Annotated in this window: 31 protein-coding genes, 1 tRNA gene and 1 riboswitch; of the genes, 12 read left to right on the top strand and 20 right to left on the bottom strand. The window is 32.5% G+C overall.

Going from position 1 to position 26648, the window contains the following annotated elements; translation table 11 throughout:
- Positions 1-328: 328 nt before the first annotated feature.
- From AC3WSK_RS11870 to AC3WSK_RS11855, 4 genes are all read right to left on the bottom strand, one after another.
- Positions 329-706 carry a hypothetical protein gene (locus tag AC3WSK_RS11870; RefSeq protein WP_079561416.1) on the bottom strand — a complete coding sequence of 126 codons (378 nt, stop codon included), beginning with the start codon at positions 704-706 and terminating at the stop codon, positions 329-331.
- 87 nt (positions 707-793) lie between these two features.
- On the bottom strand, positions 794-916 hold the full coding sequence (locus AC3WSK_RS11865; RefSeq protein ID WP_276207752.1) for a hypothetical protein: 123 nt from the start codon (positions 914-916) through the stop codon (positions 794-796).
- A 295-nt stretch (positions 917-1211) separates the two neighbouring features.
- Entirely contained in the window at positions 1212-2096 is an 885-nt protein-coding gene (locus AC3WSK_RS11860; RefSeq protein WP_079561417.1) for a hypothetical protein, read from the bottom strand.
- 8 nt (positions 2097-2104) lie between these two features.
- The gene (locus AC3WSK_RS11855) at positions 2105-2500 is read right to left on the bottom strand and encodes a hypothetical protein (RefSeq protein ID WP_079561418.1); all 396 of its coding nucleotides are present in this window, start codon (positions 2498-2500) and stop codon (positions 2105-2107) included.
- A gap of 369 nt (positions 2501-2869) precedes the next feature.
- On the opposite strand from AC3WSK_RS11855, the gene AC3WSK_RS11850 reads away from it, so the two are divergent.
- The 6 genes from AC3WSK_RS11850 to AC3WSK_RS11825 all read left to right on the top strand — a co-directional run bounded on the left by AC3WSK_RS11850 (position 2870) and on the right by AC3WSK_RS11825 (position 10061).
- The gene (locus AC3WSK_RS11850) at positions 2870-3100 is read left to right on the top strand and encodes a hypothetical protein (protein ID WP_079561419.1); all 231 of its coding nucleotides are present in this window, start codon (positions 2870-2872) and stop codon (positions 3098-3100) included.
- Positions 3101-3223: 123 nt separating this feature from the next.
- A complete protein-coding gene (locus AC3WSK_RS11845; RefSeq protein WP_079561420.1) occupies positions 3224-3445 on the top strand; it encodes a hypothetical protein in 222 nt (73 codons plus the stop codon).
- A gap of 200 nt (positions 3446-3645) precedes the next feature.
- Positions 3646-3996, top strand: a complete 351-nt coding sequence (locus AC3WSK_RS11840; protein ID WP_492412428.1) for a hypothetical protein — start codon at positions 3646-3648, stop codon at positions 3994-3996.
- 941 nt (positions 3997-4937) lie between these two features.
- Positions 4938-6677 carry a DUF262 domain-containing protein gene (locus tag AC3WSK_RS11835; RefSeq protein WP_427484372.1) on the top strand — a complete coding sequence of 580 codons (1740 nt, stop codon included), beginning with the start codon at positions 4938-4940 and terminating at the stop codon, positions 6675-6677.
- A gap of 223 nt (positions 6678-6900) precedes the next feature.
- A complete protein-coding gene (locus tag AC3WSK_RS11830) occupies positions 6901-9243 on the top strand; it encodes a hypothetical protein (protein WP_492412426.1) in 2343 nt (780 codons plus the stop codon).
- A gap of 371 nt (positions 9244-9614) precedes the next feature.
- Entirely contained in the window at positions 9615-10061 is a 447-nt protein-coding gene (locus AC3WSK_RS11825) for a hypothetical protein (protein ID WP_427484375.1), read from the top strand.
- A 231-nt stretch (positions 10062-10292) separates the two neighbouring features.
- Here the strand turns inward: AC3WSK_RS11825 and AC3WSK_RS11820 are convergent, their stop codons facing one another.
- Positions 10293-11576 (bottom strand): Na+/H+ antiporter NhaC family protein, encoded by a 1284-nt coding sequence (locus AC3WSK_RS11820; RefSeq protein WP_427484376.1) that lies wholly within the window; start codon positions 11574-11576, stop codon positions 10293-10295.
- Between the two features lie 105 nt (positions 11577-11681).
- Positions 11682-11789: riboswitch (SAM riboswitch) on the bottom strand.
- Positions 11790-12111: 322 nt separating this feature from the next.
- Between AC3WSK_RS11820 and AC3WSK_RS11815 the strand changes: the two genes are divergently transcribed.
- Positions 12112-13188: a protein NO VEIN domain-containing protein gene (locus AC3WSK_RS11815; RefSeq protein WP_427484377.1), complete on the top strand. Its 1077-nt coding sequence runs from the start codon at positions 12112-12114 to the stop codon at positions 13186-13188.
- 95 nt (positions 13189-13283) lie between these two features.
- On the opposite strand, the gene AC3WSK_RS11810 is transcribed toward AC3WSK_RS11815, so the two are convergent.
- The 4 genes from AC3WSK_RS11810 to AC3WSK_RS11795 all read right to left on the bottom strand — a co-directional run bounded on the left by AC3WSK_RS11810 (position 13284) and on the right by AC3WSK_RS11795 (position 18420).
- A complete protein-coding gene (locus tag AC3WSK_RS11810) occupies positions 13284-14201 on the bottom strand; it encodes a restriction endonuclease (protein WP_492412423.1) in 918 nt (305 codons plus the stop codon).
- A 311-nt stretch (positions 14202-14512) separates the two neighbouring features.
- Positions 14513-16714, bottom strand: a complete 2202-nt coding sequence (locus AC3WSK_RS11805; protein ID WP_492412421.1) for a non-ribosomal peptide synthetase — start codon at positions 16712-16714, stop codon at positions 14513-14515.
- A 55-nt stretch (positions 16715-16769) separates the two neighbouring features.
- Complete coding sequence (locus AC3WSK_RS11800) at positions 16770-17699, bottom strand: DMT family transporter (protein WP_492412419.1); 930 nt, start codon at positions 17697-17699, stop codon at positions 16770-16772.
- 475 nt (positions 17700-18174) lie between these two features.
- Positions 18175-18420 carry a hypothetical protein gene (locus AC3WSK_RS11795; protein ID WP_079561427.1) on the bottom strand — a complete coding sequence of 82 codons (246 nt, stop codon included), beginning with the start codon at positions 18418-18420 and terminating at the stop codon, positions 18175-18177.
- A gap of 193 nt (positions 18421-18613) precedes the next feature.
- Between AC3WSK_RS11795 and AC3WSK_RS11790 the strand changes: the two genes are divergently transcribed.
- Positions 18614-18925: a DUF7309 domain-containing protein gene (locus AC3WSK_RS11790; RefSeq protein ID WP_492412561.1), complete on the top strand. Its 312-nt coding sequence runs from the start codon at positions 18614-18616 to the stop codon at positions 18923-18925.
- A 183-nt stretch (positions 18926-19108) separates the two neighbouring features.
- Here AC3WSK_RS11790 and AC3WSK_RS11785 read toward each other — a convergent pair whose 3' ends face one another.
- The 4 genes from AC3WSK_RS11785 to AC3WSK_RS11770 form a co-directional block, all read right to left on the bottom strand.
- A complete protein-coding gene (locus AC3WSK_RS11785; protein ID WP_492412417.1) occupies positions 19109-19300 on the bottom strand; it encodes a hypothetical protein in 192 nt (63 codons plus the stop codon).
- A gap of 184 nt (positions 19301-19484) precedes the next feature.
- Entirely contained in the window at positions 19485-19607 is a 123-nt protein-coding gene (locus AC3WSK_RS11780; RefSeq protein ID WP_276207753.1) for a hypothetical protein, read from the bottom strand.
- 362 nt (positions 19608-19969) lie between these two features.
- Positions 19970-20410, bottom strand: a complete 441-nt coding sequence (locus AC3WSK_RS11775; protein WP_079561429.1) for a cell wall hydrolase — start codon at positions 20408-20410, stop codon at positions 19970-19972.
- Positions 20411-20545: 135 nt separating this feature from the next.
- Positions 20546-21097, bottom strand: coding sequence for an ECF transporter S component (locus tag AC3WSK_RS11770; protein ID WP_492412414.1), 552 nt, complete (start codon positions 21095-21097; stop codon positions 20546-20548).
- A 190-nt stretch (positions 21098-21287) separates the two neighbouring features.
- On the opposite strand from AC3WSK_RS11770, the gene AC3WSK_RS11765 reads away from it, so the two are divergent.
- Both AC3WSK_RS11765 and AC3WSK_RS11760 read left to right on the top strand, forming a co-directional pair.
- On the top strand, positions 21288-22136 hold the full coding sequence (locus tag AC3WSK_RS11765; protein ID WP_427484404.1) for a pyridoxamine kinase: 849 nt from the start codon (positions 21288-21290) through the stop codon (positions 22134-22136).
- Between the two features lie 117 nt (positions 22137-22253).
- Positions 22254-22547: a hypothetical protein gene (locus tag AC3WSK_RS11760; protein WP_427484386.1), complete on the top strand. Its 294-nt coding sequence runs from the start codon at positions 22254-22256 to the stop codon at positions 22545-22547.
- A gap of 213 nt (positions 22548-22760) precedes the next feature.
- On the opposite strand, the gene AC3WSK_RS11755 is transcribed toward AC3WSK_RS11760, so the two are convergent.
- Both AC3WSK_RS11755 and AC3WSK_RS11750 read right to left on the bottom strand, forming a co-directional pair.
- Positions 22761-23096 carry a CHY zinc finger protein gene (locus AC3WSK_RS11755; protein ID WP_079561433.1) on the bottom strand — a complete coding sequence of 112 codons (336 nt, stop codon included), beginning with the start codon at positions 23094-23096 and terminating at the stop codon, positions 22761-22763.
- A gap of 41 nt (positions 23097-23137) precedes the next feature.
- Entirely contained in the window at positions 23138-23710 is a 573-nt protein-coding gene (locus AC3WSK_RS11750) for a DinB family protein (RefSeq protein WP_492412411.1), read from the bottom strand.
- A 114-nt stretch (positions 23711-23824) separates the two neighbouring features.
- Between AC3WSK_RS11750 and AC3WSK_RS11745 the strand changes: the two genes are divergently transcribed.
- Complete coding sequence (locus AC3WSK_RS11745; protein WP_492412410.1) at positions 23825-24322, top strand: GNAT family N-acetyltransferase; 498 nt, start codon at positions 23825-23827, stop codon at positions 24320-24322.
- Between the two features lie 43 nt (positions 24323-24365).
- Here the strand turns inward: AC3WSK_RS11745 and AC3WSK_RS11740 are convergent, their stop codons facing one another.
- The 5 genes from AC3WSK_RS11740 to AC3WSK_RS11720 all read right to left on the bottom strand — a co-directional run bounded on the left by AC3WSK_RS11740 (position 24366) and on the right by AC3WSK_RS11720 (position 26206).
- Positions 24366-24650: a hypothetical protein gene (locus AC3WSK_RS11740; protein ID WP_079561436.1), complete on the bottom strand. Its 285-nt coding sequence runs from the start codon at positions 24648-24650 to the stop codon at positions 24366-24368.
- 532 nt (positions 24651-25182) lie between these two features.
- Positions 25183-25434 carry a hypothetical protein gene (locus AC3WSK_RS11735; protein ID WP_492412408.1) on the bottom strand — a complete coding sequence of 84 codons (252 nt, stop codon included), beginning with the start codon at positions 25432-25434 and terminating at the stop codon, positions 25183-25185.
- Positions 25435-25728: 294 nt separating this feature from the next.
- The gene (locus AC3WSK_RS11730) at positions 25729-25917 is read right to left on the bottom strand and encodes a hypothetical protein (protein ID WP_492412406.1); all 189 of its coding nucleotides are present in this window, start codon (positions 25915-25917) and stop codon (positions 25729-25731) included.
- 5 nt (positions 25918-25922) lie between these two features.
- Positions 25923-26096 carry a YvrJ family protein gene (locus AC3WSK_RS11725; RefSeq protein WP_016993736.1) on the bottom strand — a complete coding sequence of 58 codons (174 nt, stop codon included), beginning with the start codon at positions 26094-26096 and terminating at the stop codon, positions 25923-25925.
- A 41-nt stretch (positions 26097-26137) separates the two neighbouring features.
- Positions 26138-26206 (bottom strand) — tRNA-Cys (locus AC3WSK_RS11720).
- Positions 26207-26340: 134 nt separating this feature from the next.
- On the opposite strand from AC3WSK_RS11720, the gene AC3WSK_RS11715 reads away from it, so the two are divergent.
- Positions 26341-26586: a glutaredoxin family protein gene (locus tag AC3WSK_RS11715; RefSeq protein ID WP_492412404.1), complete on the top strand. Its 246-nt coding sequence runs from the start codon at positions 26341-26343 to the stop codon at positions 26584-26586.
- Positions 26587-26648: the final 62 nt, after the last annotated feature.

Here is a 26648-nt window from a genome sequence, read left to right as displayed (position 1 = left end):
GAAAAGTGAGTACACTTGAAGATTCACTCCGTTTTCAAGAGGGAAAAGTGGGTACACTTGAAGATTCACTCCGTTTTCAAGAGGGAAAAGTGAGTACACTTGAAGATTCACTCCGTTTTTAAGAGGGAAAAGTGGGTACACTTAATGATTCACTCCGTTTTTAAATGGGAAAAGTGAGTACACTTGATGATTCACACTTATAAGAGTAATAAAAATTTCAGTTCTGATGAGAAAAGCTGAAATACAGCATTAAAAAGTGAAATGGAGGATTGCAATTTTTGATAAGAGATGTAAGTAAACATTGATTTTCACCAATTGTTACTTCATTTTATAAATCTATTGAGGTATTAATAAAAACATTAATAGATGCAAAAACATTAAGGCTTTGGATAAAAATAGCGAAAGTTGCTAAGGTTTTCGATGAAAAGGGTATGATTTTCGATGAAAATGATCGAAATTTAAATTTATTAGTTACAGAGTCATTTTCACAAAATTTTAAGATGATATTTATAAAAAAAGTAAAGCTAGTGAAAGTTGCTTTACTTTTTTCCTTATTCATTTTGTGCAAATCAAAAATTGTTTGTCCTGGTTCTAGCGTTATCCATTTACCAGAGGATTGTTCAGCTCTATGCGCGTATAGAGTATTTATTTCTTCATCTTCTTTTGAGTCTTCTAGATCTTGAGAAAGTCTATCAGTATTTTTCATTTATTTGCAACCTCCAGTATGCTTATAAAAGTATATGCAGATGTGAGTGTAGGATTTCAGTGATGCTCTACTTTAATTAAGCTCCCGTTAATTTTTTGTTGGTTCAAGTATTGCAGAACAAGGCTGCAACTTTTCAATTTTATTTTCAGAGTGTGTTTGTGAAGGAAGAGTTACTAAAACGAAGATAAGGCTAAAAAGCATTTTTTTCATTTCTAATTCTCCTTAAATTTGTTTAGTATCATTATCCCCCAAAACTCCATATTTATTGAATTTCAATCGTTCCTTGTTGTACTAACTTGCCTCGTTAGTTGAAGAAGAAAAAGATGGGATCTCTGTGGAATCCCATCTTGAAGTAAAGCACCCGTTAGTTGAGTAAGTAAATTATTTTTTTACGCCACTGAATTCCACGTGACTTAAATCGCTACCAACAAATTTTGCCGTCGGGATACTCCACTTGCCAGGGAAAGACTTCTTAAGCTATTAATTCACCTTCACGGCATTTTCCTTAGTTCTTTACTTTTTCTTCTGTTTCTTTATTCAATTTGCCTTCTACTTTTGTTTCTCCTTCTACTGTTGTCTCATCTTTCTTTTTCGATGCTTGCCACCATTTCACCCCGGTAAAAATACTCACTAATAAGGCAGCGCCTGTATTAATTACAGCACTTGTTAACACTTCATTTACAAAGAACCAAGATATTCCAGTGGTTATCAACACAGCAACAGAAATGAAAACCGATGCTTTTAGATTATTTGGAAATAAACCATATACAATTGTAAGAGCTATCGCAATAAGATTTGTTATAACGTTAAGAACATCTATATTCAGCTCTTTATCAATATACTTTATTTCGTAACTCTTTCTACTGTCTATATAATCCACCTTAACCACAGAACCATTAACTTTTTGGGGTTTTCCGGACCGATAAACAGAATAACCATTTGGAAATTTAGCATAAACTTCTGAATAATCCTTAATTAAAATAATTCCCTCGTTGTTTACCCATCCATAATTTTTCTCAATCGTTGCATCTTCATTACTCACTACAAGATATCCATTTACAATTTCTGCATTAAAAGGTTCATTTACTAAGCCAGAGGGGTTACAAGCAAACTTCACTTCATTTTTCTCAGCAAAAAAACTAGCTAAAGTAAAACCGTCAGAAACGCTCATCCCAATAAAACTATCATCTACATTCATTGCATTTGAACATTCGGTAGGTATTAATAGGGTGATGATATCTTTATTCTTTATATCAACATTTTTCACTTCTAAACTCATTTCCAAAATTGCATCTTTATCTACAGTAACTAGCAAATTAGACTCGTTTGCAAATGCAACCTCGATTTGCACTAAATATAAGAATAAACTGAATATTAAAATCCTTCTCATACTTTCACCTAAATACGTATTGCTGTTGAGATTAAATAGAGTATATTTAGAGCCCAAAATATAATCAAGAAATATAGAGACAAATTCAACTTCCCTACTAACTTTTTATTTTTCTTCATAAATCCAATGTCATCCCCATCCCAATTGGATTCATTAATCGAAAAACTCTTTAAGACATTATTGAGAACAGAATATAAAATCACCCAACCAGACAATAAAAAGATATATCCTATTATTGATGCAAAATACATTATTATATGAATTGTAGCAAAAAACCTAAGATCCCTTAATTCATATCGGCCTATTCCATCTAATGCAAAACCTGAGCTTAAAACATACACCAGGAGCAACATTAAACTAAAAACCAATAAACTAAATTTCCTTAAATTTTCATCATTAATCACATTCATCTCTCCTAAATTACTTTTTTCCTCATCGCTCAATATTAACAAAAAATGATTAAAAAAACAAAAAGTGTAAAAGTATTTTCTCGCTACTTATAGAATATTTAAATATTAATGAACACCATTTAGAAAACAGCCGAAAATAAAAATAACTTCCCAGTGATCTCCATTGGGAGGTAATATTGCTCGATTTATATCTTAGGCTGTTTTCGTAAATCACCAGTTAATCCTTTTCTTCTTAAGCTAACCTGCCCCGTTAGTTAAAGAACAGAGAATTATTAAGTAATGTTGTCTAGAGAATAGACAATGGTAAATGAAATAACTCCAATGCTTAAGAAATTTAAGTACAATAAAGGGGGGAAGAATCAAATGAAAGAGAAAAAGGATGATGGGATGGGGACTATGAATCAAGAAGAAAACCAAGTTGATATTGAACAATATTATGCTACTCGTGAATCAATCGGTGAAGTATTATCGGGAGAAGCGTTAGCTAAAGCAACAATTAAGTATATGAAAGAGCTAGCTAGTAAAATTTCTCCTGAAGAAGAAGCGGCATTTAGAAAAGAACTGTTAGAATTGAGAGGAAAAAGGGGAAAATAATATTAGGTGAGCATCTAATAATAGTAATGCAAGGATTACTTAATGATGAATATAAATAATTTGTAAAAAGCAAATGTTATACAAGATCTAATGCTAAAGATGCTAGTTAAGGAGGTTGCCATTGTGAAACCGGAAACCACATTTTTAACAAAAAACGTAGTATGGAATATTGATGGCAAACAATATGTAGTCGAAAACGTCCCCTATTCTGAATTAAAAGCTGAAGAAAATGAATACTTCGATATGGACGTTTCTATTCGTTTAACGATGCTACGTGATTTAATGCTTATGGAAGAAATACCGTCTAAAATAGATTATAGTATGGTAGCGAATTTTGAAGTTTAGCCTATACTTGATGCATATTCATAAAACTTCTAATGACTTATTAGGGGGTTTATTTTTTCTTTTTTAGGCTGTTTTAGCAAGAATTACGTTGTTAAAAGGTTGATAAATGAATTTTATGAGGTCTGATGGAGCTTAGTAATATATAATTAAAACAACTTAAAAGGGGTGTATTTATATGACAAACAATGAAAGAGCCTCCGGTGGGATTTGAAAGTTCTGAAGAGTATTTTGCAAAGCGAATAGTTGATGAATCTGAATTGTTGGAAGGCGAAGAGTTGGTGGCAAAGTCCATTAAACTTATTGACGAACTTTATGAGAAACGTGATCGTGAAGAGTTTTCCGGAGACTGTGAACGCTTTGAAGATTATGCTGAGTTTGAGGCTTATGTTTTAAAACGGATGGCAAACGAGTTAGGAACACAGCTAGAAGGAGAAGAATCAATTAAAGCAACTACTGAATTTTTATCAAAGATTACAGAGGAACATAAAGATTATTTAGAGAGTGTTAGAGAGCGTTGTTTAGAAATGAGACACCCAAAAAAGCCGTTGTAATCGAAAAGAAGGAAATTGAAATAACTCAAATTGATTTTATTGAACAAATGATTAGACATAACCGATATCCTGTTCAAGGACTTCATTTCAGAGTTGGAGGTACTAGAAGATCAATTTGCTATCGAAAAGGATCTAGAGAAAGTGAAGTACATTAAACAAGTGCTAATGCTTTTAGAATAACAACAATCTTTGGGAAAACAGCCTTAAAAAAAGATGCAATTTAGTTCTGCATCTTAGAAATTGCCCCAACAGCATAATTTAGTAGCCGTAGTCAAAACCGTAGTCAAAGCTATTTTTATAGCAATTAAAATAGCCCTTAAACATTGATATAACAGCTTTTTTTATAATTTGCGGCTTTCCTCCCGCCGTCTCCATATATATAGTGACTACAGGCGTAATCATATCATATGACGTAAAGTATAAATTTTCCGTTTGGAATTTTTATGCTTTATTTCATTTTAGGAATTTTTATTATCGATTGAGTGTAAGGTAACGGGAATAATGTTTAGTTTTGTGTGATTTTGTTATTAAAAGCATAGCTTTGCCTTGTTGGCAGGTGATAATACAGCTGTAGTTCAATAAAACTCACAGAATGGCAATTATATAACTATAAGAGACCTATTAAATAAAATGGGATATTTTAAATTTAAAATCTAATTTATTACAAAATTTAATTAATGTAAAAGTGATAAAAAAATTTCAGGGGGATTGCCAATATTTTTGTGTAATTGATAATCTAACCTTTTCCAATAGATCATCACCACAAAGTTTTATATCCTTCTAACTGTGGAACAAGGAAGCGTCAGGTGATTCTTCTTTTGAAGATGCTCTTTGCGTTTTGTATATTTCTTAATTCTTTGATTAAACTACACAAATTCCCTTGGGAATCTTAACTACACATCCTATATATTGTAATATATAGATTGAAGGGAGAGGTTATTATGAGCTTTCAAACACCAATGACAATCAAAGAAGTAATTGATAATATTCGTCGACATGAATATGTGCTACCAGCAATTCAGCGTGAATTCGTGTGGGATACAGAGCAAATTGAGCATTTATTTGATTCAATTATGCAAGGCTATCCAGTGGGGTCGTTTTTATTTTGGAAGGTATATAAGGAAAATAATTCAAAGTTTCAATTTTATGAATTTATTCGTGATTATCATGAGAAGACGAATAAACATAACAGGGTAGCAGAAATTGATCGTGATACGGATTTAACGGCTATTTTAGATGGTCAGCAACGTTTAACATCATTATTTCTTGGCTTGTTAGGTAGCTATTCCTATAAAATGCCGCGCATGCGTAGAGAAAATCCGAATGCCTATCCGAAACGTTTTTTATATTTAGACATATTAGCAGAGTCTGAAGATTTTGATATGAAATATGACTTTTTATTTTTGGCTGAAAAAGAGGCAGCTGAGGATAATGCGAAAGGTGTAGCACATTGGTTCAAGGTTGGAGATATTTTAAAGTATGAGGAGCCATTTGAAATTAATAATTACATTATGGATAAAGAGTTAAATGCGTTGCCGCAATATAAATTTATTAGTTCTACACTATTTAATCTACATAAGGTAATTCATCAGTCACCGATTGTTAATTACTATTTGGAGAAAGATCAAGAGTTAGATAAGGTGCTCAATATTTTTATCCGAGTAAATAGTGGAGGAACGGAGTTAAGTTATTCAGATTTATTGTTATCAATTGCGACTGCACAGTGGAAGCAAAAGGATGCACGTAAAGAAATCACAGAATTTGTAGATGAAATTAATCAAATAGGCAATGGTTTTTATTTCAATAAGGATTTCGTATTAAAAACGAGCCTTGTGCTATGTGATTTCCCTGATATTGCGTTTAAGGTGGATAATTTTAATGCTTCAACAATGCAAAAAATTGAGGAGAATTGGGATTCTATTAAAGAATCGATTCGCAAAGGTGTCCAGCTAATTGCAAGCTTCGGCTACTCAGAGCAGACATTAACTTCTAATAATGCGATAATACCGATCATTTATTATTTACATAAAGCGCAAGTTTCGAGTAATTATTATATTGATCAAAACTATAAAATTGATTGTAGCGATATTAAAAAGTGGTTAAACATCGCACTATTAAAGAAAGCATTTGGCGGTGCACCAGATACGATTATTATTAAGCTGCGTAAAATTATTGCAGAAAATCATCAGCAATTCCCGTTAACTGAAATTGTGCAAGCTTTCCGTGGAGAGGTGAAAAATTTCAGTTTCGATGATGATGAAATTGATAATTTATTGACCGCAAAATGTGGAAACAGTCGTACATTCTCGATTTTAGCAATTTTATATCCAACGCTAGATTATCGTAATCTGTTCCATTTAGATCATATTTTCCCTCGAAGCAGCTTTACGAAAAAGCGACTGCTAAATGCAGGTGTGGATGAGGAGAAAGTAGACGGTTATATAGCACAAGTAGATTCCATAGCGAATATTCAATTGCTCGAGGGCATCCCGAATATTCAAAAATCGGATAGTCCATTTAAAGAATGGCTTCAAAAAACGTACACAACAAATATGGAACAGAACTACTATATGAAATTGAATTACATTCCAAATATTGATTTAGAACTCACTAACTTCGAAGTATTTGTAATTGAACGAGAGAAATTACTCAAGCACAAGTTAAAACAAATTTTGCAGTAGTTAAATGGAATTGATTTGTGGTGTTTGTAATCTTAAATTTCGTATTTGATAGAGCACAGAGGGAAGGGTTTAGGAAACCTTTCCCTCTGTAATTTTCAAATAATAAATCTTGTTTAAGATATATACGTTGGGTGTATAATCCCACATTTCGTTTTGTAGAGTTATTTTGAATCAAAGATTTATAAAATAAAGGAATATCGTTTAAAAAAGAGAGGAGTATTATATGGATTTAACAAAGCTTATCAAGGAGAATATTCAGATTTCTTTCGCAGTAGCTCTTTCCTTATTTTTTATTCAGATCTTTATTATGCAGGTCTATACAAGCCTGAGAAACAAACTTATGTACACTAACTTTTGGAAGTATTTAACTGAGAGGAATATTTCACGAACGATTACATATGTAGTACTACCTATAGTTTTACTATCTTCGCTCACAGCTTTTCAACAAAAATATGGTATTATACAGCTTGGGAAAGAGGATAATTATATTGCGTTGGTTATTAGCATTCTAACTTTATACGGTATTTTATATACTTTTCTGCAGTTTACAATTGGTTATGCCCTTCAAAATAAAAATGATAAGTACTGGGGGCGAAGTATAACTAAGGATTTCATTCTTAAACGTCTAGGTTTCGAAATATTTAAATCCACATTTTTTAAGATACTTTTGCTATATGCTGTTATTTACCCAACTATAAGTAAGACTACTATTTTAAGAATTAAAAACTTTAACATTCCCCTTAGCAATACAATTCCTCAAGCCTTTTGGGAAGTGAGTGTATCGTTCATTTATATTCTGTATGCATATTTATTTTTACAAAGCCTAAGCAGCATGAAAACGTTATATAATACTCTGGAGAGAAGAGACTCGAGGTTAGAATGGAAAATAGAATCGGCTGTAGCTGAAGAATATAAGTATTATTTCGATTATTCTTACAAGAATAATCGTGATTATTTTTTAAATAAACTGTTTGATGAGTTAAAACCATTAGATCAAAAAGAACAAGGTAAAATGTTGATGTATATTTTAGGAGAGATATTCAGCTCAGAATCTTTTCCTAAAAATCAACAAGGAGGTCTATTTAAACTTTTCAAACAGGATGAATATTTATTTAGTCATGGACCGTTTTATCTAGATAGATTATTTAATAGCCTTTATGTAAAAATAGAAGAGTGTAATATTCAATTAAGTTTACGTGAGTTATTAGCTATATATAGATGGCATGATAATGCTATTTATAGCAGTTTAAGAAGTTCGAATAAACATGATGATTTACTGAATGGAGATGTTCTCGATGAACTAATTAGTGTCTACTCTAGAAAAAAAAATTTATCTTATAATGAAGACTGTCCTTATTTTAAGTTGCCATCTATCATCGAAAAGCGTATATCCTCCTACAAAGATATTGAGGAAATTCATAGTCAAATTATCCAAAAACAAGGTTTCAAATTTGTCTTAGATAACAAAGTAAATGCTTCAGAACATACAGACTCTTATGACATGATGGTTAATAGTTACTATCAATATTTTTATAAAATGTTGGATTATTATGGGGATTATTTAAGCATTCTAAAATACAATCATTATTCCGGATTCTTTGGAACATTTGGAAAAAGTATAATGAATGAACAGGAAAGTGAAATTATTTATGGTTATTTAATTAATATGGAATTTACAGAACAAAATAAAGATTATGCTATTTTTTTAACAAGTAAGCTAGATTTTAAGTATAGAGCATCCTTCATTTTCTATAACATTCTATACACAGGACCTTCGCGAAAATGGGAAAAAGAAATTCTGTTTTTTAAATATATAATAAATAGAAATATGATGGATGAATCAGTTCGTGATGAACATATACTAGAATTTGTTTGTAATAAAATTAAAAAACATAGAATCGATAGTGACTTGATTAAATGGATAATTAAAAATATCACTATTTCACAACTTAATGAAGAGATTCTTAAAAGATGTCTATCAGAGCAACATATGTCTTATGCTAAATTTCTTAAATTAAAATATATTTTTACTGAACATCATTTTTGCTCATTATATTTCTATGATTTTGATTTTGACATAGTGAATTTTAAACCTCATTCAAATTGGGAACTAGATTTATTAAAGGATATTATGCAAACTCCTGAGTTATTAAAAGAACAATTTTTTTCTCAACATTTGTTTTATTATTGCCAGAAAATTTCATATGAAACAGAGCATTTTCATTACGAACGTAATTTTAGATTATTCCTTATCAATAGTTCCTTCCAGCTCTCGGAAAAACAATTCATTGATTTGCTTGATAACCGTTATTTAGGCAGAGGTATCATAGATTTTTTAATTTTACAATTAGTTAAATCAAAGTACAAATATCTAACGGAAGGGGTAGCCTACAAATCGTTTTCTACTGAGGTGAGAAAAATCATAAGGGAAGCAAATATGTCTGTTAATAGCTATATAAATGAATTAGTTAGTCAGGCTAATAAATGTAGGGATGGAATTATTTACGAAGAAGAAAAGAATGAAATTGTCCAAATAGTAGAGAAGATGATTAAGATAACAAAATAAAAGTAGTGATCTGATTAAGGAAATATAAAAAAAGCAAGTAATTATAAAAAAACCTTCTCTGTAATAGAAATGGCAAGAATAGATGAGGGAATTGCAACTTGGAGGATTTGATTATCAAATCCTCTTTTCTTGTTATACCCTTAGGCTTTCTTAATGTCTATAATAAAATAAATTAGTACAAAGATTGTCTTTCATGTCTAACACGTTTTTTTGAAAAATCCTCTTTGTTGCATTAGCTTTCTTTTAAATATAGATCTATTCGATTTCACTACATCTATATACTTTATAAAAAACAACTAAATTAATGGAAAACGATTATGCCAAAATAAAGAGACGTTGTTTTTGCAACGGTTTTTTATACAAAAAAAAGCATGAATTATAATAGGTTAAATACAAAAAAAGAGTATTTAAAAGTAATTAGTTATTTAAATAAACTAGAAGTAGTGTGTAATTTTGAAAATCATTCAGAATTTTTGAGATTCTTACAAATTTATATGCGATCTTTAACGAGATTAGGAATTTGTCATGCAAGGGAGTATCTCGATGACTATTCTAATTTTGAGCAAGCAAGTACACAAATAGCTAAATTAGAATTGATAAAAAAACAATTAGTCAATACCAAAATCCATCACCAAAGTTTAGGGATTGTAGCAATGCAAGATGATTTGACTATAATTATTGCTTTTTTAGATAAATTGTTAGAAATCATCCAATTCAATATTAATTTAGCTAATTTACAGAGTAACAATGATAGGAGAGCTGGTTTACAAGTTAATAGAAGTCATTTGGAATCATTTGATAATTTAGAAAACTGTTAAATGAACAAATAGATCTTAATTCCGTTTTTAATGATCTTAACGAGAGTTATATAAAAGTGAAATTTCTTATAACAAATAACGGAATTAGTAAAGAGGAAAGAACTACAAATAAAGAATGGATCGAAGTAAAAAATCCAATCGTTTTGATGAATCTTTTTTCAAAACGATTGGATTATTCAATGAAAATCAATAGTTTTTAAAGCAACACCCATCACATTAAAGTGATAAAGTTCAGGCTTTCCTTGGTTTCGGATATCCAATAAGGATAGCGATAATCCCGCAAATCCCTATCAAAATCGGATAGAAAGAGTATTGCAACATGCTCACTGGCGATATTCCAGCAACGCTTGCGGCTGCCAGGAACTGGGCTCCGTATGGCAGAAGACCTTGGGTTGTACAGGAGAAAATATCTAATATACTTGCGGACTTTCTCGGCTCAATCCCATACTGGTCAGCAATATTTTTTGCAAGCGGACCAGCAATTAAAATAGCAATTGTATTATTGGCTGTAGATAAATTAGTTAGCCCCACAAGACCGGCAATCCCGAATTCAGCACCCTTTTTCGATTTAATTCTTCGTGTGGCAAGGTGAAGTAGGAAGTCAATCCCTCCGTTAAGCTTAATAATTTCCACCATTCCAGCTATTAAGATCGCAAGAAATGCCATTTCATACATGCCTGACATTCCTTCGCCGATCTTTTGAAAAAGGTCCATTAACTGATAGCTGCCATCCGCTAAGCCGACAGCCCCGGCCAGAACAATCCCAAATGCAAGAACAAGGAAAACATTCATGCCAATTAGCGCAAAAATAATAACTAATACATAAGGAACAATTTTTATCCAACTATAGCTTAAATGCTCTACTTGTGTCGCAGTTCCACCCATTGTGATAATTCCTAAAATAATGCTCGTTACAATAGCTGCTGGCAACACAATCCAAAAATTCACCTTAAATTTATCTTTCATTTGTGCGCCTTGTGAACGAACGGCAGTAATGGTTGTATCTGAAATAAAGGATAAATTATCGCCAAACATCGATCCTCCAACAATAGCTGCCATTACTAAAGCCATTGAAAAGTCGGTATGCTCACTGATCCCAACTCCAATTGGCGCCAGTGCAACAATCGTTCCTACTGAAGTACCCATTGATAGGGAGATAAAGCAGGCGATGATGAATAAGCCTACGACAAGGAGATTTTGCGGAATGACCGACAAAGCAAAGTTAACAGTGGAGTCCACTGCTCCCATACCTTTTGCTACTTCTGAAAAGGCGCCAGCTAATAGAAAAATAACAACCATCAGCATGACATTTAAATTTCCTGCGCCTTTACAAAAAATATCAACTTTATGTGAAAATGATTCTTTTCGATTCATCGCCAGAGCCACAGCGCCCGCAATGGCAATGGCTACAATGACTGGGAAGGCGTAAAAATCACCTGTAATAACCCCTGAACCAATAAATAAAATCAAAAAAACAACAAATGGGATTAGCGCCCATGGATTTTCTTTCTTCATTGTTCTACCTCCAAAAATTAAAAATGGATCGTCTTTGTCCATTTTTCTCTAAAAAAAGACCTCTTCTTGAAAAACAAGAAGAGGTCTTATATTTATAAAACACTCCTCTTATCTATCAAGCCTTTGCTTGCTGGATTTGGCACAGTAACTTAATCACAAAGTTCCGCTGCCGAGATTTCATAGGGCCAGTCCCTCCATCTCTCTTGATAAGAAGAAAAACATATTATTTTTTGCACAATAATGAAATATTATAATAAAACATCTATATTTGCAACTTATTTTTAATCAAATTGAATTTCAAAACGACATAAAAGTACTTTTTCTCAAAAAGGTCTGCTTTAAGGCTACTAAGAGAAGCTTTAAATTCTCGCGAAATTTAGTGCCTTTAATCTCTTGAAACTGAAAAAGATTTAATATTATTCATCTGGTAATGGATTTTTTTGACAATATAGTAATCGTAAACTATAGTAAAAATACAATATTTAAATAATATTAAAAATGAAATGGAACGTTTCCTAAAGCTAAGGGTGAATTTATGAGTAATTTTATTGTAATGCAAAATGCTACACACGAGGAAGAAATTATCGGAGGATATATGTGGTCCCCGCAAAAAAATAAAAATGGAAATAGCAATCATGCGTATGAACGAATGGCTACAATTAAGGCTGGTAATAAAATTTACAGCTGTTATGGTCAAGCGATTCGTGCGGTAGGTATAGCGACGTCAGATTGTTATATTGCAGAACAACCACATGAGCTACAAGAGAAAAATCTATGGTCAGACGATGGGTATAAAGTGGATGTAGATTTCACAATTTTAGAACATCCAATTATAATTAGAGCTGTTTGGGGAGATATGGAATCTGATCGTCCGCAAAAATATTCTGCCTTTCAAGAAAATGGACATGGAAATCAGGCTTACTTATTTCCATGTCCTGAAGCTTGGGCTAGCTTGTTTGACAGCTTTCTGAACGAAGATAGCTCAGAGGCTGGAGCAGAAGCAGAACTAATAGAAGATGGTGAAATTAACGAGGAAACGTTTGCGACTTCTAGTTACGAGCAGGGAGAGTCTAGAGTTAGTAATAGGGTAGCGGGTAGTACAAAGAAACGTGGTCGAGTAGTAAGCCAAGAACAGCTACAAAAAGACTTGAAAAAGCGTAAAAAAATTGGTGATATTGCAGAACAAAAAGTATTTGAATATGTAAAAAAGAAAGTAATAGAAGTATTCGGAGAACAATACGGAGAGCAGGTAGAGCATGTTGCGCAAACACAAGGTGACGGATTAGGATACGATATTACAGCGTTCGATTATTTACAGCCACAGTCTCCTCCAAGACCAATAAAAATTGAAGTGAAGGGTACAACATCAACAAGTACAAGCGCAGTCTATTCAATTTCTTATCCTGAATTGGAAAAATTTATTCAGTATAAGGATGAAATGTGGCTAGTACGTGTATATGGTGTAGGTAAGAAAAGTGAAATGAAAATGGAAATAGATAATGACTTTAGTAGTTATCACTCAGTAAGTGATTTGCTGACACGTAAGTATGCATATATTCCATCAACTATTGATGTATATGGCACACGAGTGGAGAGTAATAAATATAGATAAAAAATAGGGTTTGAAAATTCACTACATAAGAAAGACTCGACATACATAAAAAATGCAGCAAACTTCAAATAAGTTTGCTGCATTTTTCTTTCGGTTTATAAACCTTCCTCAAAAAAGTCTAAATCCATACGTTTTATTGTAAAGGTTTGTACATTCGATACACCTACATTGTATAAAAACATTAACTCAGTAAGTTTCATCCCATCAATTAAAATTAATGATTTCTCGATACTCTCGGAATATGCAATTGCTTCTTTCGTAAAACGAGAGGTAGTGATAAAAATGCCTTTGTTAGCTTTAAAGCCTACCAAGCTTCCAACAAATGCTTGGATATCAGGTCTTGAAACTGGATTTGTCCAACGTTTTCCCTGTAAGTAGATTTTATCTAATCCGAGGATGTCTTCTTTCACAATGCCATCGATTCCTCCATCACCCGATTTCCCTACTGCTTTCCCGGCATCTGAAATCGATCCCCCGTAACCCATTGCTACGATTAAGTTAACAATTAATTGCTCAAAGAATTGAGGGGAGCATTCCATAATTTTTTCTAATAGTTCAGTTTGCAATGACTGCTTTAAGATTTGATAGTTTTCATTCATAATTTCTAAGGGGGTTCTGGAATCCTCAGAAATAACTGTTTTTATATAAGAATCTGTGGAAGGTTTTGTCCGGTTTTTAAATTCTAAAAATTGAGGGTAACGTTCTAATACTTTCTGATTGATTTCTTTAACAGACGAATCTAGAAGAAGTCTTAAGCCTTCAGGTGTAATTTTAAATACAGCGCGTTTTGGACTACTAATGAGACCAGCATTTTTAAGGTATGTACGTGCCCAACCTATTCGATTGACGACAACTGTTTGATTTCCACTAGGGAGAAGTTCTTCTACTTGTTCTTCTGATAAATTGAAATATTGAGGTAGGAATTCATATAATTCTTTTAATGTATGCTCATTTTCATCTTTGAGATAGTCTAAAAACGGAAACATAAACTGTTCATAAGTAGGTATTTGCAAGTGAGTCATCCCTTTGTATTAATGTTAAAAAACCTATACTTTTATTTTACGATAATTGTATAAGATATGGGACATAATGTTAGATTATAAGGAAGATATATAAGTTATAAAACCTGAGAATTATAAGATAAAAAAACTCAATAGATATGGTAAGAACGACCAATACTATTGAGCTTTTTGTATTCAGCTTTTTAAACTTTAAAAGGTAGAGATTAAATTTCGTTAATCCCACGCTCTATTAATTTGGCATAATCTTTAATATAGGTTTTATACTACAATAAAGATTTTAACATTCCTGAAATTCTGTATACTTAGTCTAAAATAACTGCTAAATTATTTTTATCGACTTTACCATTTAACGTTAAAGGTAATTTATTTAATTCAACATAATAAGACGGTACCATAAAATCAGGCAAAAATTGCAGCAAGTATTCTTTTAATTCTACGGCAGAATTTTGCTCATTCATCACTATATAAGCCGTTAGATATTTATTTTTATTTTTATTTTCTCTTGCAATAACACAAGCCTCTTCAATGGAAGGATGTTGTAAAAGTTTTTCTTCAACTTCACCAGGCTCAGTTCTTCTCCCACCAATTTTTATTTGATTATCAATTCTACCCAAAAATTCAATATTCCCATCAGGTGACCATCGTGCTAAATCACCACAAATATACATTTTCTCATTTTCTACGAATGGATTTTGCGTATAACGTTCACTAGTCAAATCAGGACGATTTAAATATTCTCGAGAAACGCCTACGCCTGATATACATACTTCTCCAGGAACACCAATAGGGGCAGGCTGACGATTTTTATCTAAAATATAGACTTTATAGTTAGCAATAGGTTTACCAGTTGGAATATTATTTCCTACCTTCTCACTTGTTACTTCATAATATGAAATACAAACAGTAGTTTCAGAAGGGCCGTAGGTGTTATATATTTTTACTTTGTCAATCAAATTACTGATATATTCTTTTCTTAACACATCGCCGCCGCTAATCATTGTATGCAATGATTCAACAAGAGGATATTTATTTAATTCATTCAATAATAGTGGAAATCCACTAATCATTGTGACTTTATTATTTCTCATTATATCTAGAAGTTTTTCTGTAGAGGCTACATCATCCCTACAAGCTATAACTAAAGTTCCGCCTGTAAGCAAGATTGGGAAAATTTCTTCTACAGAAATATCAAATGATACTGTTGATTGTTGTAGCATAATATCATTTTCGTTTATGTTGAATTCATTTCTAAAACTATGATAATAGCCTACAACATTTCTATGTTCAACAGCAACTCCTTTTGGTTGGCCGGTTGAACCAGAAGTATATAAAGTATACATTAGATTATTTACATCATGTAATTTATCTAAATTACTAGTAGGATAATGATGTAAAGGGGAATCGTCTAAATATATTTTCTCGCAAGGAATTGATAATTCTATATTTATATGGCTATGAGTTAATAGTAAATTTATATCTGCTTGTTCAAACATATAATTAATACGTTCTAACGGGTAAGCTGGATCAACTGGGAGATATGCTCCTCCCGCTTTAAGGACAGCAAACATACAAATTATCAAATCTTCTGATCGTTCTACTATTAAACCAACTAATTTTTCTGGTTTAACACCTTTTTGGCGTAATAAATGTGCTAATTGATTTGATTTTTCATTTAGTTCTTTATAGGTTAATTTTCTATCTTGGCAAATCAATGCGATTCTATCTGGCCCTTTTTTAACTTGATATTCAAAAAATTCATCAATGGTTTTAGTTGAATCGTAATTAAGTAGATGGGAATTAAAATCATATAATACTTGATGTTTTTCTGTTTCTGAAAGAATATTGATGGCATTAAATGTTTTATGTGGGTTTGATAGTAGGTCAGTTAATATATTAATGAAATGTTCGTTCACTTTAGAAATTGTAAAAGTATTAAATAATTCAACATTATAAAGGACAGTACATTCCAATAAAGAATCTACCTCTAAACTTATATCAATCTTGTAAGTTTCACAGAGTCGTTGAATGTTTTCATCCTTTTCACCAATCAATAAAGCAGAACCAAATAGTCCATTTTTAAATTTTATTTGACTATAAGATGCAACTTCTTCTAAAGCCAGATCTTCATATTGCTGTCTTAGTTTCGTCTCGTATTCAATTTGCTTAACGTATTCTAATCCTGTTGTATTAATATTAGATTTAACACAAAAAGGTAAAATGTTTTTATCAATAGTCATTGTACCGAACATAACATGATTTATATCATTATACTTTTGTAGTAAAATTCCCCATGCTGAATATAAAATAGAAGTAACATTAACACTGTAAGTTCTAGCAAATTTCCAAATTGACTGTTTGGTTTCCTCGTCTAAAATAAAGTTTTCTCTTGTCAATTGGAAACCATTATTATTAAATGTGCCTAAAGGTACAACCGTTTTCAATTCAAACTCTTGTAAAATAGTTTTCCAATACTTGTCCTTTGTATCTTGCTTTGCAACTTGCATTAATGTCATCCCCTTTAATAATATATTTCATACCATTGTATATAGGAGCCGTGTTCTATTTTGTTAATATATGTTCATTCTGAATCATGTCCTCTTTTATCTCTTGGCTAGTAACAGTTTTATTTTGGAAGTAAATCAATATTGTTAAACTGATTAAGAGAAAGAAACCTCCAGTAATTTGAGAAAAATGTAACCGTTCATTTAAAAATACAAGAGCAAATACAGAGGTAAAGACAGGTTCTACCATACTAATCATCGATACGTTAGAAGAACTTAATAATTCTAGTGACTTAAAAAATGCTATTTCAGCAATAATGGTTGAGAGAAATACCATACATGCTATGTATAGCCATGCATGAGCATTAAAATCAAAAGAAATTTCCTGCTTTACTAAACCAAATGTGAAAACACCCATTCCTGCAAATAGCGTTGTATAAGCACTGATTATCACAGGAGAATTATTGATCGTTACTTTTTTTCCAACAATCATATATATGGCAAATACTAAAGCTGCTAGAAGGGATAATACTACTCCATAAATATTCATTTTATCTAATGAAACTCCCAGTAAATAAATCATGCTAATGAAAGCTGCCACTAAAGAGATCATAGATCCAATATTCAACTTTTCTTTATATAAAAAATAGGAAATGATACAAACCAATAAAGGGAAACAATAGAGGAGTAGGACTGCCATAGATGAGGAGATATATTTTATTGATTCAAAATGAAAAATAGATAATAGTGTAAATAATACACCACCTAATAAGAAAAGATTTGTAATATCTTGTTTTCCTATTTTTATATTTATGCCTCTAAAAAGGAAAAACGAAAAAAATATCACGGAACTTAATGCAAATCTTAAAAAAAGCAATGTGTAAACTGTCACCCCGTGCTCATAAGCTTTGACAGTAAAAATAGGCATAATCCCATAGCCTATAGCTGAAATAACAGCATATACAGCTCCTTTACTAAAGTTACTCATAGAGCTCACCCTCTTGTACATTATTTAGTAAGAGCCGTTCCGGACAGCTGAATCCTGTGAAAGGGAAACTATAGAAGTCAATTTTTATTCTTTAAATACATGAAACTTTTCCTCGAATGTTCCATTAGCCTCCTCCTTTAATCTGATATTTTTTAATTATCATATGGAAAATCTTAGTTGTTTATATAAATATACATTTTTACCTTTTTATTGTAAATACAGTTTTTTTATTATATTTTTTTGTTACCAATAATCACCATCTGATTTCGGGCGTAAATGTAAGAAAATGATGCAACAAAGTGATTATGAAAAGTACGAATAAAAAAAGAGACATATATAAAAAGCTCAATAGGTATGCCATAACTATTGAGCTTTTTATATTCAGAGAATTTCCACATGATTAATACAATAAATTTGACTGATCATCTAACAAAACATAAATATATTTAATTTAAACTAGTTTAATTTGTTTAATCTAAATCGGTATTTTTTTAAGTAAAGATACTAATGTTACAATTAAATATGCTGTAGCTAATGTTTTTGTCAATCCTTTATAATCGTTAGGTATATGTAGACTGGTGATAAACGCTATTACTGCCATTACTATATAAGTTAAAATGCTTTTTAATTTTGTATTTTTTATTGTAATTAAATACATTAATGATTCAGCAAATAAAATAATAAGTAATAAAATAAATATATTTATTAATACATAACCCAAAGTCTTCACCTTCTTTTAAACGATTAAAAAAGGATATCAAACAATTAATACTCTTTATTGATACCTTTTTTTATAAAATTAAATTTTCTAATAATAGTCTCGTGCACCTAACCATTCCCTTAGTTAAAACTATGCGGGTGTATTCTTAGGGCCAAACATACAATAACCAATCTAGATTGTTTAGTTATAGAACCTGAGGATAATAAAAAATGTAGGGGTATTTGCAGGAATTGATAATGAACTGCTACAGGAGGATGAAGAGGTAGATAGTTTACTAGAAAGCCTAAAACCAGATTTACTTTCTTTATTCGAGCTTACGAATGACCTAAAAAAATTAAAGCCTTGGCAATATTTAAGAGATGATGAAGTCGTTATCATTGACTTTGAAGATGCAGATTACAAAGTACTTGTTTCTGTTATGGGAGCTGGTGGTGAAGAGTTTGGATTGATGATTTTTGACATGGAACTCCAAACTGCACCTCCAATTGTAAGATGGTATGTCTAACAATTGGAGCGCAGTTCAAATACGGATCAGCATTTTTTATATCACTATTTCAAATTAAATCATACTTTTTTAGATTGAGTTGGCACAAATATGGTACAAGTATTTCAGAGGCTAACCTTCAAAAAAGGTCAGCCACTTTTACAATTTATTTCTAAAAATGAGGTTGTTGCTCAATCAATTTCCTCAATCACTACGGTTTAGGTTTACTACTTGATTAGCAATATAAAATTTACCCTCTCGTTTATACACTACAGATTTTGGAAATTCATCTCCGTTTTTTCTTTCATATATAGGAGTACCCTTATTTAAAGAATTAGACTCAAAATTATTATCCGGAATTTGATATCTATTTATTTTTTGCTTAATCTCCCCCAATTTTCTTACTACTTGGGAATTTCAACTGGTTCCCAGGTTACGACATAGACTGTATCTTGAATTTTTAGCATCTCTACAAGATTGTGTTTGCTCTCGTAAACCTTATCATAAGTTATAAGCAAGGCAACTATAAGTATTGTTATACTAATAATCCAAAATGTTTTTTTGTTTTTCATACGGAACACTACTCTCTATTTATTTCTACTCGTAACATATGTACTTGAGCATTGCTTACATATTTTGTCGTGGAACCATTGTATATTCCTGCTCCATTATATTTCTTCACATTGTATTTAGTCACATCCATGATATTTCCTCCTTCTTTATTTTCCCCGAGTATATTACAAGCATATCAGTAGCTTTAAATAATAAAAAATCAACTTTTGTTATAAATTGAACTAAAATTGATAAAAATCGGAAAAAAGCTATTGTAATGGACTTTGTAGAAAGTTATTTGAGGAGTGAGAGAGTTTATGAAAACTGTGAAAATGGATTTATTTAAAAGAATAGTGTACAATTATTCAACATTTTCGTGTTTATAGCAAGTTAATATACGTTCAAACAAATCTTATAGGTAATAAAAATTATTTATAAACTATTAAGCAACCATACAAAATCCCACGGAAAGGGTGTAGCCTTTTCCGTGGGATTTCTTTTTAAAGTAACTACCTATCCCCGATAAACACTTTCACATGTATCAGGTGCTGGTTCATAGAAGCAATGATTTTTAAATTGACCAGTAAAAGGTTGACCGTACCATGTTGGTGGGCATGGTGCGTATGGATTGAAGTACCAAAGTGCGAATTTCGCTGGATGTTCTCTCCAGTAATCCAACGTCAGTTTGGCTAATCTTTTTTCATTAGGTCGCGCTCTTTGGTAAAATAAATTCCCTTTTTGAACCGCTTCAAAAGAAAAATTTCCTCCTTGTACCTGATAAATAACATCATTAATGGTTCTTAAATCTTTGAAGTCTGGACATTCTGCTACAAGACGATTCACAATGACATTGCCAACATATAGCATTCCTTGATTTCCTTCACCTTCCGCTTCCGCTCTCATCATCCTTGCCACTAAGCCAATGTCAGAATCTATATATTTTACTCTTGGCATTTTTTCACCTCCACCATATAGTATGAAAAAGAGCCTTCATTATTGTCATTTGAAAATCTAAACGTATCGACAACTAAAAAACACACCATCTATGCTGTCGGCAAAACGGCAAGAAGGTGTATTTATAGGGTAGTATTAAAAATTCTTTTTGAAGTACGGTGTTTTTTTCATCACGATACATACTGGAATTGCGATGATTAATCCGACAATGTTTTGGATTAAGTCTCCAGGAATGGATGCCATCGGGGCAACCCAGCTTTTGAACATAATCGCTTGCCCGATATAGTAAACCCCCATCATTACGGGCATAGCTACAACTGCTGCTAAAATGTTTAATCGGATGTCGTCGCCTCTACGTCCTTTAGACCAAGCGATTTTACCAACGATGGCGCCTTGTAATGCGCGGGAGATAATTGTAGTTGGCGCCCAAATTAACCAACCACCTACAATATCGAATAAGCCCATTCCGATTGCTCCGGCAAGTGCTCCCTTTTTAGGTCCGAATAAAATCGACGTGATTAATAGCATAGATGTCCCTAAGTGAATAAGGCCACCTTGCCCAAATGGTAGCCTAATATTAATAAACATTGTGGCGACGAAAACAAGTGCTGCTAAAATGGACGTAATCACCAAATCAAATGTTTTCGTGCGTGGTTTTGTATAGGATCGACTTTGTATTGTTTGCATTTGCATGTCCTCACTATGATGAATTTTTTGATAATTTTAATTTAGCAAAGGGCTGACTATCGTAAAAGTGCCAATTTGATAAAAATATTAAAGGTCAGTTTAATTTTTTATAAATATGCACATTTTCGCATCTTTCTAATTGTGATACGATGAAGAGAGTACAAGCAGGATTAGTTAGGTGGGGAGTATGATGAAAAAAGTTGCTGTAATTCAAGATATGTCATCCTTTGGGAAGTGCTCGTTAACTGCCGCGATGCCTGTGCTGTCAGTGATGGGAGTTCAGGCGGTGCCACTACCAACAGCGATTTTAACGGCACAAACAGGGTATCCGAGTTTTTATTGTGAGGATTTAACGTCAAAGATGGATTACTTTGTGGATGAGTGGAGCAAGCTTGGCGCGACCTTTGATGGCATACACACAGGCTTTGTGACAGGGAAGGAGCAAATCGATAATATTTTTCGATTTTTAAATGTGTTCCACTCAAGTGAAACGAAGCTGCTTGTCGATCCTGTAATGGGCGATTTGGGCGAGGTGTATAAAATGTATACAGGCGAGTTGCTTGATCGTATGAAAGCGCTAGCGAAGTGTGCAGACATTATTACGCCAAATGTTACGGAATGTTGTTTGCTTACAGGATTGTCATACGAGAAGCTACAAAGCTATCAAGATGATTCAGATTATCTTCAGACGTTAGAGGAAGCGGGTCAGCAGCTACAGCAGACGACAGGGGCAAACGTCATTATTACCGGTTTGAATCCGCCGCCAGCAGAGGCGAACAAGCGCTATGTAGGCAATATGTATGTCGATGCAGAACGTTCATTTTCTAGCATCCGAGAATATAACGGCGAGAGTTATTCAGGCACAGGTGATTTGTTTGCATCCGTCATAATGGGTGGCATGATGCGCGGGCAGGATTTAGTTGAATCGATGAAGCTTGCTGAGACGTTTTTAGCCGCTTCAATTGAAGCTACGTCAAAAGAGCATATTCCGCGCGAAGCAGGCGTGAATTTTGAAAAGTTTTTACGAATGCTCCTTTAGATATCTTTTTAATACGTTAATTGGTGGTACCGGCTATACTTCACGTCTTCTATTTAACGGGGGATGGATTTTTTGTAAAAAGGACATAATGAACTTCATGAATTGGGGAGGTGTATAATGGATTCAATTAGATATTACGTAGTGCAAGTAAATGATCTCTATTACCAGGGCGAAATAGACCTTCAATCATGCACAGATGATGAAGAACAGGCCTTTGCGTTTACGGATATTGTGGCAGCAAACGAATTGGCTCATGAGATTAATGGAATCGTCCTGACAAGAGACGTCAGTTATAAGGAGCTAGAAGATCTTTCAGCACAATATCTGATTGAGTACGAAGCATTGCCAAAAGAAGAGCGTGACACTATAGAATCATTTTGTAGGGAGCTCAGTTTAGGAATGTTTGAATAAAAGTCGAATCGAATCTTTTCGGTTCTTTTTTTATGTAGTTTTTGATTGAACTTCAACCTATCTCTCTAAATCCAGAAAATTGTAAACAGCCCGTAGCCACGATTGATGGTACGGGCATTCTTCCTCAAAGATAAAAGAAAAAGCTTCGAAGAAACTAACTCTTCAAATGGCTTTGCTAAACGCTTTATTTAGACATGTTGAACACACAACTATTTAAAAACTACATGTAGAATTATGATCCGTCCCAAAGTATATATGAAAATGCTTGCTGCAATTTGGATTAAAAAGAGTATGACAATGCTTACAGTTTGTGCTATTCATATATTCATGAATCGTTAATTCCTTTTTGCAGACACCACAAAATATTGCCTTTTCATCAAAATCCTCTTTATCCCATGGCTGGATTGTATGATTTGAATTTTCCTCATGGCATTTATAGCAAGGATAATATTCGCCACAACATTTGAATTTTATTGAAATCGTATCTTGCTTATTAGAATAGTGTGTACATCTTCCTTGATCATCAATAACATTTCCTAGAATAATCATAGTTCTAACCTCTTTTCTTAAATGAACTGGACATAATTTTCTTAAGTTAATATTTCGCTGGACGCAATCAATCTATTATATTGCTCCCTCATCATTCTAAAATGATGCTTTTCGTGGATGGCAAGTAGCTGGATCGATTGAATAAGATTAGGGTAGTGGGCGATGGGATCAGGAAAGACAATATGCCCGGCAATATCCTCCTCAATATTTTTTACTAATTTTTGCATTGCGCTCGATTCATTTATTAGTAATTGTTCTATCTCATCACTGTTCAGCGTAAAACGTATTTTAGAGGGAGGCACTAATATTCCTGGAGCTCTCATGCCTCGTCCTTTTTTGCTTTTATATTCGTCGTAAATATCATGTATTTCAGTGGCGAATGGCTTGTTTCTCCGCATTTTCGCGTAAGGGGTAAGTAGTAGTGAAAATTTTGTTGCTGTTTTCAACATTTTTAGGATGAGATAAAGGTGATAGAAATGTTCGCCAATCGACCATTTATCTTCTTTCTCGCGATGCCATAGTTGCTCCTGCGAGAGTGAGTGAATACAAGGTAGGTAGTGAGTTCGCTGCTCTTGTAATGTATGAAAATGATGCGCCATATTGTTCGATTTCATAGTTGGAATCTCCTTTATGCTGTTATTCCTATTTTAGGAAACTTTGTGGTGAAAGTACATGAAACATTATTTATAATTGTCATAAAAATAAAAAATATCGGAGGAGGGGAACGAATGAATAGTAGACGTTTAGCAGCTACAGATGCTAAAGCCTATCAGAAATTACGATTAGAGGGATTACAACATAATCCAGAGGCATTTGGTTCTAGCTTTGAGGAGGAAAAGGATTCTCCGATCGAGCTGATTGCCAGCAGATTAAAATCACAGAGTTCTTATACGATAGGGGTATTTGATCAAGAAGAATTAGTGGGCGTAGCGACGTTAGTTCAGGAAAGTATGCTTAAGCTAAACCATAAAGCAGGTATCTATGCCGTTTATGTTTCTCCCGAAAAGCGTGGACTTGGCATTGGCAAGCATTTAATGGTTGAAGCAATTAATAAGGCAAAAGAGTTAGAGGGAGTTGAGCAGCTTAATTTAACAGTTGTGTCAACGAATGCTTCAGCGAAGAGACTGTATTCCTCTTTAGGTTTTGAGGTTTTTGGGACGGAGAAGAAGGCATTAAGAATAGATCAGCAATATTTTGATGAGGATTATATGGTTTTGTTTCTTTAATGAAAAAACTCCAATAGCTTTTTAGCCATTGGAGCTTTAATTTTTATGGAGATCCCCAAAGAAAAAATGAAAGCAAAGCAGTAATTAAAATAATCACAGTAATCATAAAAGCAACGTAGCTGCTAGCGTTGCTCGTTTTATTTTTCAATAGCTTTAGACTTAGTACTATATTAATTATCGATAAAGGGAATGCTAGCCAAAACCCTAAATGACCTAATCGTTCAATTTGTATGGGTGATTGATTGTAAAAATAATAATAGGTGATACCTAGAACAAGTAAAATTGACAGCACGATATTGGTCGATGCAATTTTATTGTTGCTAATCATAATTGCCTCCAATCGATCCTCTTCTTGATGTATAGTATGCATGAAATAAAAATCTGATAAAGAATTTATTTATAAGTGTCCTTATAGATCCCGGGATTACCTTTATCATCATTTGTTAAATGATAGCCATTTCTATATTTTCAGCTAGCAAAAAAATACCCTGAAAATGTTAGTAAATGTCTAACGTTTTCGGGGCAGAACAGGATACGTATCGTTAGTCGTAATATTCAGTAAACTCAATAGATACATCTCTTTAGCTTTTAGGACCTATTCTTTCACCTCTTGTTAACCAACTCCAACATATCTCGAAAAACTTCACTTTTTCTTGTAATAAATAGGGAAGGCCAATAAAAAACCAATACATAAAAGCAAGAATGAACACACCAGTTAATATACTGTCCATCTGTGTAGCGATAAAAATGCTAAGGAACATAATAAGAAGATATAGTATAGCTATTCTTTTGTAGGCTATCATAAAATTCCCCTCACTAATATTAATAATTGTGATTTCTAAAAATGAATTTTGGTTCTTTTAAGGTTCCTTAAATCCATAAAAAGCCATTAGATAAATCCAGCTAAACACTACTAATATAAACGAATTTAGGACGACTAAAATCATACGAGTGGGCCCTTTTATCCCTAAAATAGCGAATATTAATCCTAAAATTCCTGAAATAAATGGAATTGTTAAGCTAATTTCCAGGATGTATTGTGGAGCTAATCCAATAACAAATGTTAATAACAAGAAAGTTATTGATAAATACGTAAAAATTTTTCTTTGCAAATAGCACCGCCCCTTGTATGTAAAGAATATAAAAGTTGACTACACATTTACATGAATTTAGCTTATACAAAATCAAACCTTAACATAATTAATGTTAAGGTTTGACTCTATTACAACTATACCACATATGTTATTTATTTACAGTTTTTATCGTATCAAATAAACCTTTCTTTACTTGTTTTGCTATCGTTGTCAAATTCGGCACTTATATCACTTATTTAAAACTAAAATCCACCAAATAAAATTAGGTATTTCTAAACCTAAATTATTTGGTGGGTCTATTTTGTTAATAGATCATATTTCATTAGCATGAATCTGACAATATTCCCTCAATAAATTAGAAGAAATACTGGAATTTTGTATAAGATTTATTAGTAAGTCGCGTTCTTTTAGAGACAGACTGTCATTCGTTAAACAATTTGTATAAAATGATTGAACTTCTCTTGCTTTACAGTAACAGGCCATTAATTTTTCAATTTCCATGTGGATTACCCTCCTTTTTTGTAATTAAGAGATTTAATAACTTCAGATAACTCCATGATGACCGCTTCTAATTTATCTATTTTCCTTTCAAAGCGAATGAATAGATAGACTGTAATAGCAATAGGGAATCCAAAATTTCCTATTAGGCTAATCCAAATTGGAACATTTTCTGGTGTCATAATGTAAATCACCCTCCCTCTTACTCCAAATTAGTAATATAAGGTGATACTCGGATTCGAACCGAGGATCCAGGTTTTGCAGACCCTTGCCTTACCGCTTGGCTATATCAGCAAAATTGTAACTGTACTATGTAAAGAGGATCTTTCTATAATAAAAACAACCTTTCAGTAAAAACATATTATTTTGTCTTGGTTTCATTTCTTATGTTTTTGTCCTCTTTATAGTAAAAAGGAGGTCTCTAAGATGAAGTATGATATAACGGTATATTCAAGCGATGGATGTCAATATTGTGTTAAGTTGAAGGAATGGTTAGAGGAAAATAATATTACTTATATTAATAAAGATATTAATGAAGAGCACGTATTAAAGGAGTTTAAGCAATTTAATAGTAGCGCTATCCCATTTACTTTATTAGTCGCTGATCATAAAGAAGAGAGAATTATTGGTTATCAGCCAGAAAAAATAAAAGCTATATTAGTAGTTGAATGAGTTGGATTAAATCACCTTTTTTTTTATAAAAGGTGATTTTTTTACTCCTTTTAAGAACATTT

Source organism: Lysinibacillus sp. EB271-A1-10B (assembly GCF_058791335.1).
Note: the sequence above shows the minus strand (reverse complement) of the source record. Positions and strands in the feature narration are given on the sequence as shown.

Bases quoted from the DNA above. Each gene is read 5' to 3' on its own strand.
- AC3WSK_RS11870 (WP_079561416.1), bottom strand. From the start codon at position 706: ATGAAAAATACTGATAGACTTTCTCAAGATCTAGAAGACTCAAAAGAA.
- AC3WSK_RS11865 (WP_276207752.1), bottom strand. From the start codon at position 916: ATGAAAAAAATGCTTTTTAGCCTTATCTTCGTTTTAGTAACTCTTCCT.
- AC3WSK_RS11860 (WP_079561417.1), bottom strand. From the start codon at position 2,096: ATGAGAAGGATTTTAATATTCAGTTTATTCTTATATTTAGTGCAAATC.
- AC3WSK_RS11850 (WP_079561419.1), top strand. From the start codon at position 2,870: ATGAAAGAGAAAAAGGATGATGGGATGGGGACTATGAATCAAGAAGAA.
- AC3WSK_RS11835 (WP_427484372.1), top strand. From the start codon at position 4,938: ATGAGCTTTCAAACACCAATGACAATCAAAGAAGTAATTGATAATATT.
- AC3WSK_RS11830 (WP_492412426.1), top strand. From the start codon at position 6,901: ATGGATTTAACAAAGCTTATCAAGGAGAATATTCAGATTTCTTTCGCA.
- AC3WSK_RS11825 (WP_427484375.1), top strand. From the start codon at position 9,615: ATGAATTATAATAGGTTAAATACAAAAAAAGAGTATTTAAAAGTAATT.
- AC3WSK_RS11820 (WP_427484376.1), bottom strand. From the start codon at position 11,576: ATGAAGAAAGAAAATCCATGGGCGCTAATCCCATTTGTTGTTTTTTTG.
- AC3WSK_RS11815 (WP_427484377.1), top strand. From the start codon at position 12,112: ATGAGTAATTTTATTGTAATGCAAAATGCTACACACGAGGAAGAAATT.
- AC3WSK_RS11805 (WP_492412421.1), bottom strand. From the start codon at position 16,714: ATGCAAGTTGCAAAGCAAGATACAAAGGACAAGTATTGGAAAACTATT.
- AC3WSK_RS11800 (WP_492412419.1), bottom strand. From the start codon at position 17,699: ATGAGTAACTTTAGTAAAGGAGCTGTATATGCTGTTATTTCAGCTATA.
- AC3WSK_RS11780 (WP_276207753.1), bottom strand. From the start codon at position 19,607: ATGGATGTGACTAAATACAATGTGAAGAAATATAATGGAGCAGGAATA.
- AC3WSK_RS11775 (WP_079561429.1), bottom strand. From the start codon at position 20,410: ATGCCAAGAGTAAAATATATAGATTCTGACATTGGCTTAGTGGCAAGG.
- AC3WSK_RS11770 (WP_492412414.1), bottom strand. From the start codon at position 21,097: ATGCAAACAATACAAAGTCGATCCTATACAAAACCACGCACGAAAACA.
- AC3WSK_RS11765 (WP_427484404.1), top strand. From the start codon at position 21,288: ATGAAAAAAGTTGCTGTAATTCAAGATATGTCATCCTTTGGGAAGTGC.
- AC3WSK_RS11760 (WP_427484386.1), top strand. From the start codon at position 22,254: ATGGATTCAATTAGATATTACGTAGTGCAAGTAAATGATCTCTATTAC.
- AC3WSK_RS11755 (WP_079561433.1), bottom strand. From the start codon at position 23,096: ATGATTATTCTAGGAAATGTTATTGATGATCAAGGAAGATGTACACAC.
- AC3WSK_RS11750 (WP_492412411.1), bottom strand. From the start codon at position 23,710: ATGAAATCGAACAATATGGCGCATCATTTTCATACATTACAAGAGCAG.
- AC3WSK_RS11745 (WP_492412410.1), top strand. From the start codon at position 23,825: ATGAATAGTAGACGTTTAGCAGCTACAGATGCTAAAGCCTATCAGAAA.
- AC3WSK_RS11740 (WP_079561436.1), bottom strand. From the start codon at position 24,650: ATGATTAGCAACAATAAAATTGCATCGACCAATATCGTGCTGTCAATT.
- AC3WSK_RS11730 (WP_492412406.1), bottom strand. From the start codon at position 25,917: ATGGAAATTGAAAAATTAATGGCCTGTTACTGTAAAGCAAGAGAAGTT.
- AC3WSK_RS11725 (WP_016993736.1), bottom strand. From the start codon at position 26,096: ATGACACCAGAAAATGTTCCAATTTGGATTAGCCTAATAGGAAATTTT.
- AC3WSK_RS11715 (WP_492412404.1), top strand. From the start codon at position 26,341: ATGAAGTATGATATAACGGTATATTCAAGCGATGGATGTCAATATTGT.